Raw genomic sequence first — 7676 nt, forward strand, 5'->3', positions numbered from 1 at the left:
TATCCCGTTAAACGACCGACACGACACGAAACATGCCTGCGTCCATGTGGTACAGCAGGTGGCAATGGAAAGCCCAGTCACCCGGTGCATCCGCCGTAATCAGCGCGGATACACGCTCGCCGGGTTTGACGGAAATCGTGTGTTTGCGTGGACGATACTCACCCGCACCGGTTTCCAGTTCCATCCACATGCCATGCAGGTGAATGGGGTGATCCATCATCGAGTCGTTGACGAGGATCAATCGCAGGCGCTCGCCATGGTAGAACTTGACCGGGCCATCGACTTCAGAGAACTTTTTGCCGTCGAACGACCACATGTAACGTTCCATATTGCCGGTAAGGTGCAGTTCCACTTCGCGTTCGGCCGGGCGCTTGTCGGGCCAGCCATCAATGCTCTGCAACTGGGAATAAGTCAGCACCCGATGGCTGGCTGTTTCAAAACCTACACCAGGGTCATCCAGGCGCGACTGCGGGCTGGAAGCCACCATGGCCGCCCCGGGACCGTGATTATCAGGGCCATGGGATATCGGCCGACCCGCCGTCGGGACCTCATTCATCGTTGCTTTGTCCGAGCTCATCTTGTTCATTCCCGAGTCGGCGCCATTCATCATCATTTGGCCATGGGCTTTGTCGTTGCTGCCTGACATCATTTCCATCTTGCCACCCATGTCCATGCCGCTGTCCATGTTCATATCGCCGTCCTTGCCCATGGCGCCCATGCTCATCGCGCCCATGCCCATGGCGGCCATACCGCGCTCGGTTCGCGGATACATGGGCGGCACTGGCGCCTCCACTCCCTTGCGGGTAGCCAACGTTCCGCGCACATATCCCGACCGATCCTGTGACTGGGCAAACACGGTATGGGCCGTGTCGGTTGGTTGTACGATCACGTCGTAGGTTTCCGCCACGCCAATACGGAATTCATCCGTTTCAACGGGCTGTACTGGCTGGCCGTCAGCGGAAATAACCGTCATCGGGAGTCCCGGGATACGGACATCAAAGAATGTCATCGCCGAGGCGTTGATGAATCTCAGGCGAATTTTCTCGCCGGGACGGAACAGCCCGGTCCAGTTGCTGGCGGAAGGCGACCCGTTCATCAGGTAGGTATATTCAGAACCGGTTACATCCAGGATATCCCGGGGGCTCATTCGCATTCTGCCCCACATGCCGGCTTTGCTCCACGCGGCATCCCAGCCCATGGTTTCAACATCCTTGAAGAAGTCGCCAACGGTGCGCTGGTTATAGTTGTAGTAACCCTCTGCCACTTTCAGATTGCGGAATACGTCGTCGGGAGAATCAAAGGTCCAGTCGGAGAGGACCACAACGTATTCGCGATCATAGGCCACCGATTCCGGCTCGGCAGGATCAATGATAATCGGCCCATAATGGCCCAGCTGTTCCTGAAGGCCAGAGTGGCTGTGGTACCAGTAGGTGCCGTGCTGTTCGACCGGAAAACGGTACTCAAACGTTTCGCCGGGCATGATGCCGGGAAAGCTGACGCCAGGAACGCCGTCCATCTGGTACGGCAGAATCAGGCCGTGCCAGTGAATGGATGTTGCCTCCGATAGCGTATTGGTGACACGCAAGATTGCCTCGCCCCCCTGTTTGAGGCGAACGAGAGGCGCCGGCAGAGTGCCGTTGATGGTGATGGGCTGTTCCGAGACTCTGCCCCCTATCTTGAGAGGTGTTCTCGCGACGGTCAGGTCGTAGATGTCAGCGCCATTACGCACAGTGTGGTGAGCGTTAGAGTTGTCGAGTTTGCCTCTTGCAAACGCAGGCAAAAGGCTGTCGTAGCCGGCAAGAAAACCCATTGCAGCCGCGCTTTGGATAAGTCGCCTTCTGGACAGTCCCATACCCTGATTTTTCAAGCTCATGCTTTGCTCCTGTCTTTGCTGGCTTAACTGAAAAACGGAGAGCTCAAATCATTAGGTTAACAGTTCGTTCATTGGATCATATGCAAGCTCTTGCGTTTCACACCTAATGGTATGTTAGGCGAAGTTGCTGAAACGAAACTGAATACGCTTTTCAGCATTGATGTCGTCATTTGTAGTCTTGAATGAAAGCCGGCGTCTGTTTAGCGTAGCCCGATTGTTTAGCGACGATAGCACTTGCGTCCCAGTGTTCCACCAAGTGACAGTGAGTCTTGTATGCAGTAAACCGGCCGGGAAGGAATGGTGAGTGCAACGGATGTGCTCATGCCCTGAGTGGCGTATGATTAACTGTATCTTTTCATGTTTTGTTTGAGAGACACCGATGAACAGAGAACCTGTCAGCCGTGAGTTGTTCGATGAGGTAATGGTCCCCAACTATGCACCCGGGTCTGTGATTCCCGTCAAGGGTGAAGGCTCCCACGTATGGGATCAGGAGGGTAAGGAATACATCGACTTGGCGGGCGGCATTGCGGTGACCTGCCTCGGGCATAATCATCCCGGCCTTGTTGGTGCTTTGATGGAGCAGGCCGAAAAAATCTGGCACCTGTCTAATGTCATGACAAACGAGCCTGCCCTGCGGTTGGCCAAGACCCTGTGTGATCTGACCTTTGCCGAACGTGTGTTCTTTGCCAATTCCGGTGGCGAGGCCAACGAGGCCGCGTTCAAGCTGGCCCGGCGTTACGCCTGGGAACATTTCGGCCCGGAAAAGAATGAAATCATCTCCTTCAAGAGCTCGTTCCACGGCCGCACCCTGTTTACGGTCAGCGTCGGTGGCCAGCCCAAGTACCTTGAAGGTTTTGAGCCTGCGCCAGGCGGCATTCATCACGCCGATTTCAACGATCTGGAGTCGGTCCGGAAATTGATCTCCAAGGACAAGACCTGTGCAGTGGTAGTAGAGCCTATTCAGGGTGAAGGTGGCGTCATGCCCGGCGATCCGGAATTTCTTAAGGGCCTGCGCCAACTCTGTGACGAAAACGATGCCTTGTTGGTGTTCGACGAAGTCCAGTCCGGCGTTGGCCGCACCGGACACCTCTATGCCTACCAGATGTATGGTGTAACGCCGGACATCCTGTCCACGGCCAAGGGGCTTGGTGGTGGCTTCCCGGTGGCGGCGATGCTGACCACAGAAAAGGTGGCGAAAAGCCTGGGTATCGGTACCCATGGCAGCACTTATGGCGGGAACGCCCTGGCCTGTGCTGTTGCCCAACGGGTGATTGATACGGTGAGCCAGCCAGACATCCTCAAGGGCGTCGGGGCGCGTTCGGAGCGCCTGCGGAAGCGGATGATGGACATTGGTGAGCGCTATGGCATCTTCAGTGAGGTTCGTGGCTCTGGCTTGCTGCTCGGCTGTGTACTGACGGAAGAGTGGAAAGGCAAGGCGAAGGAATTTCTCAATGCCGGCCTGAACGAGGGCGTGATGGTGTTGATTGCCGGCCCGAATGTCGTGCGGCTTGCGCCGTCACTGATCATTCCAGAGCCTGATATTGATGAAGCGCTGGCCCGGTTTGAGGCTGGTGTGAAAAAGGTTTGTGGTAAGTAGCAGACGTTAACCCACGATATTAACCACAAGCATGAATACGGGAGCCGCCTATGTGGTTGGTACGTCCGGCTCAGCCGGGTGACCTGAACGACATACTCGACATTGCCGGGGGCCAGGGCCCTCGGATGTCATCCACCCTGCCCAAAAAACAGGACGCATTGTCCACCAAGATTGAACAATCCACTCGCTCCTTTGCCGGCACAAATAAGCCCGACGAACCCAAGCGGTTCCTGTTCGTACTGGAAGACACCCGTGCAGGTAAGGTGCAGGGCGTATCGGGTATCGATGCTCGGGCGGGTAATGGGCAGCCATTCTACAATTACCGTCAGGACGCACTTATCCATGCTTCCCATGAGCTGGGCGTTTCGCGCCGGGTGGAGGTTCTGTACCCGTCCCATGCGCTGACTGATCACACACTGTTGTGCTCCTTCGCGATCAGGCCGGAGCTGCGTGGTACTGACGCCTTCGAGCTGTTGTCCCGCGCCAGGATGCTGTTTATCGCCAGCCATCGCTCGCTGTTCACGGATAAGGTGGTCGTGGAAATCCAGGGTGTGCAGACGCAAGACGGCGAGGTGCCGTTCTGGGACAGTCTGGGGCGACATTTCTTTAATATGGATTTTGAAACCGCGGATCAATATTCCGGGTTGTTGAGCAAAACCTTTATCGCAGAATTGATGCCGCCCAACCCGATTTACGTCACGCTGCTGAGTCAAGCCGCACAGGATGCGCTTGGACAACCTCACTCACAAACCCAGGCGACGTACGAGTTACTTCAGCGCGAAGGGTTCCGGGCTGGATGCTATCTCGATATTTTCGATGCCGGGCCGGTTCTGGAAGCTCGCACCGATGCGCTCAGATCTGTTGTGACCAGTCATCCGAAAACCCTCCATGCCGCCCCGACTGACGATGGCGAAACCTGCCTGATTTGCGGTGGTGACGGCGGGGATTTTCGCAGCACGCTGACCCCACTCGCCGAGAGCCTGCAGGACGAAGTGAAAGTGTCGCCGAAGACCTGGGAATACCTGGGCCTGAGCTCCGGTGACACGGTACGGGTGACACCATTATGAACAGGGCAAGCACAGCAAGCACAGACAGGAGGCCGGAATGCTGGTAATCCGACCCTCGCAGGAGAACGACCTCGACGCCCTGTACGCCATGGCCCAGGGCGCCGGAAAGGGACTGACGACATTGCCCGCGGATAGGGCACTGCTGGCAAGGAAGATCCAGCATGCGCAGGAAACCTTCAACCAGCGCTGCGCACCAGAGGCTGGCTTGTACCTGTTCGCTCTCGAGGATACCGAGCTCAAACAGTGTGTGGGCATCAGCGGCATACAGGCGCGAGTGGGTCTGGATGAGGTGTTCTACAATTACCGACTGAGCGTGACGGTGAATGCTTCCCGCGAGCTGGACGTGCATGTGCGCACTCCGACGCTGCACTTGTCCAATGACATGACCGGTACCACAGAGGTGTGCTCTCTGCTGCTTTCGAGCTCCCATCGGGGCGGTGGCACAGGCCTGTTGTTGTCCCGTTGCCGGTTCATGTTCCTGGACGACTTCCGTTCGCATTTCTCCGAGAAAGTCTTCGCCGAAATGCGGGGAGTGTCTGACAGCAACGGCCAGAGCCCGTTGTGGGATGCCCTTGGGAGCAAGTTTTTTGACATGGAGTTTAGTGAGGCGGACATGTTGTCGGGCCTTGGCAATAAATCGTTCATTGCTGAACTGATGCCCAAATACCCCATCTACCTGCCGATGTTACCGGACGCTGCACGGGCCGTGATTGGTCGGGTGCATGAAAACACCGCGCCGGCATTGAAAATGCTGCAGGCGGAAGGCTTCAACTTCAACGGCATGGTGGACATCTTTGATGGTGGCCCGGCGGTTGAGGCTTTTATTCACAGTATTCGTACCGTGCGCGAAGGTATAAACCGCCACGTTATGATCCGTAAGAAGCCGCTGGTGACGGATGTCCCGGCGGAGCAACAGGTAATGATATCCAACCGCTCGTTCCGGGACTTTCGGGTAACCACCATACCGGCCGAGTGCATAGGACTCGATACTGTCAGTATTCCGGCCGATGTGGCCGAGGCGCTGGAAGTAGAATCCGGAGACCTCGTGCGGCTGGCCCCTTTGAAAGATACCGGAAGGAGGTAATGACAATGGCAAACCTGACAGGTCAACTCTTTATTGATGGACTCTGGCTGGAAGGCCATGGCGACTTTTTCGAATCCCTCCAGCCGGTCACTGGAGAGACGGTCTGGGATGGCGTCAGCGCCAGCATCGAAGACGTGGACGCCGCCGTGCGTGAAGCCCGTTCAGCGTTTGTCCACTGGCGCAAGCGCCCGTTCAGTGAGCGCCAGGCCCTGGTGGAAAAATTTGGCACGCTGCTGGAGGAACACAAGGAAGAGCTGGCGCACCAGATCGGCTCGGAAACCGGAAAGCCCCTGTGGGAGTCCCGCACCGAAGTGGCAGCGATGATAGGCAAGATCGGGATCTCCGTGAACGCCTACCATGATCGTACCGGCCATTCGGAGTCCGACGTTGCCGGGGGGCATGCGGTGTTGCGGCATCGACCCCACGGTGTGGTAGCGGTGTTTGGCCCTTACAATTTCCCCGGGCATCTACCCAATGGCCATATCGTGCCCGCGCTGTTGGCGGGCAATACCGTGGTCTTCAAGCCCAGTGAACTGACCCCCGGTGTCGCCGAGTTGACCGTCAAGCTTTGGGAAAAGGCGGGTCTGCCAGCCGGTGTTATCAATCTGGTTCAGGGGGCGGCTGCCACCGGTAAATCCCTGTCCTCTCACCCTGGTGTGGACGGCCTGTTCTTTACCGGCAGTTCGACCGTCGGGCACCTGTTGCACAAGCAGTTCGGTGGCCAACCAGAGAAAATTCTGGCGCTGGAGATGGGGGGCAACAACCCGCTGATCGTGCAGAATGTCCACGACGTGGATGGTGCCGTGCACCATGCGCTGCAATCAGCCTTCCTGTCTGCCGGCCAACGCTGCACCTGCGCCCGGCGCCTGCTGGTGCCCAAGGGTACCAAGGGTGACCAGTTCCTGGAACGCTTCGTTGAGGTGGTCAGCCGCATTACCGTGGGTGATTTCGACGCCGAACCGCAACCGTTCATGGGCTCGGTCATTTCACCCGAAGCGGCTGACAAGTTGCTGGCAGCGCAAAATAACCTGATCACGCATGGTGCGGAGTCGTTACTGGAAATGAAACGGTTGCGCGAAGGCACGGGCCTGCTATCGCCGGGCATTGTGGACGCGACTGGGCTGGATCTGGTGGATGAGGAGTTCTTCGGTCCCTTGCTGACGGTTTATCGCTACAAGAGTTTTGATGAGGCCATGGAGCTCGCCAACAACACCCGCTATGGCCTGTCAGCCGGTATCCTGACCGACGACCACAAGCTCTACGAGCGACTGGCGGACGAAGTGCGCGCCGGTATAGTGAACTGGAACCGGCCGTTGACGGGCGCCAGCAGCGCAGCTCCGTTTGGCGGTGTCGGTGCCAGCGGTAACCACCGCCCCAGTGCCTATTACGCCGCCGATTATTGCGCCTGGCCCATGGCCTCGCTGGAGGCGAAGAAGAGTGAAGTGCCGGAGAACCTGGCACCCGGATTAAATTTCGACTGACGGAAGACGAGTCATGGCCAAGCACGCGGTAGAAGCCAATTTCGATGGCCTGGTAGGGCCCACCCACAATTACGCCGGGCTGTCCTGGGGCAATGTGGCGTCCAAGTCCAACGTTCGCTCGGTATCCAATCCGAAGGAAGCGGCCCTGCAGGGGCTGGCGAAAATGAAACGTCTGGCGGATCGTGGCTTTGTCCAGGGTGTGCTGCCGCCTCATGAACGCCCGCATATTCCGACCTTGCGGGCGTTGGGATTTACCGGTTCGGACCGCGACGTTCTCAGTGCTGCCGCCAAACAGAGCCCGTCCATCCTGGCGGCGGCATCGTCGGCGTCTACCATGTGGACGGCCAACGCCGCGACAGTTTCACCGAGCGCGGACACATCCGACCATCGGGTGCACTTCACACCGGCGAACCTGAGCGCCAAGTTCCATCGCTCCATTGAGCACGTAGTCACCGGCCGGGCCCTGAAATCCATCTTTGCGGATGAGGCCTGGTTTGCCCACCACCCGGCGTTGCCCTCAGTCAGCCAGTTCGGTGACGAAGGCGCCGCCAACCATACCCGCCTGTGTGGCGGG

General features: G+C 57.9%; 6 protein-coding genes. 5 read left to right on the plus strand and 1 reads right to left on the minus strand.

Translation table 11 applies throughout. From position 1 onward, the window contains the following. Positions 1 to 7 precede the first annotated feature (7 nt). Positions 8 to 1873, minus strand: coding sequence for a copper resistance system multicopper oxidase (locus tag B3M52_RS04005; RefSeq protein WP_286748912.1), 1866 nt, complete (start codon positions 1871 to 1873; stop codon positions 8 to 10). Between the two features lie 379 nt (positions 1874 to 2252). Here B3M52_RS04005 and B3M52_RS04010 point away from each other — a divergent pair, with 379 nt between their 5' ends. The 5 genes from B3M52_RS04010 to B3M52_RS04030 form a co-directional block, all read left to right on the plus strand. After that, positions 2253 to 3470 (plus strand): aspartate aminotransferase family protein, encoded by a 1218-nt coding sequence (locus B3M52_RS04010; RefSeq protein WP_036208689.1) that lies wholly within the window; start codon positions 2253 to 2255, stop codon positions 3468 to 3470. A 50-nt stretch (positions 3471 to 3520) separates the two neighbouring features. After that, positions 3521 to 4537, plus strand: a complete 1017-nt coding sequence (locus B3M52_RS04015; RefSeq protein ID WP_286748914.1) for an arginine N-succinyltransferase — start codon at positions 3521 to 3523, stop codon at positions 4535 to 4537. A 37-nt stretch (positions 4538 to 4574) separates the two neighbouring features. Further along, positions 4575 to 5621, plus strand: a complete 1047-nt coding sequence (gene astA / locus B3M52_RS04020; RefSeq protein ID WP_286748916.1) for an arginine N-succinyltransferase — start codon at positions 4575 to 4577, stop codon at positions 5619 to 5621. 5 nt (positions 5622 to 5626) lie between these two features. Beyond that, positions 5627 to 7102: a succinylglutamate-semialdehyde dehydrogenase gene (gene astD, locus B3M52_RS04025; RefSeq protein WP_286748918.1), complete on the plus strand. Its 1476-nt coding sequence runs from the start codon at positions 5627 to 5629 to the stop codon at positions 7100 to 7102. A gap of 13 nt (positions 7103 to 7115) precedes the next feature. Beyond that, the coding region (locus tag B3M52_RS04030) for an N-succinylarginine dihydrolase (RefSeq protein WP_286748920.1) at positions 7116 to 7676 on the plus strand (561 nt) is incomplete at its 3' end.

Source organism: Marinobacter sp. UBA2688, from assembly GCF_002352785.1.
Taxonomy (GTDB): domain Bacteria; phylum Pseudomonadota; class Gammaproteobacteria; order Pseudomonadales; family Oleiphilaceae; genus Marinobacter; species Marinobacter salarius.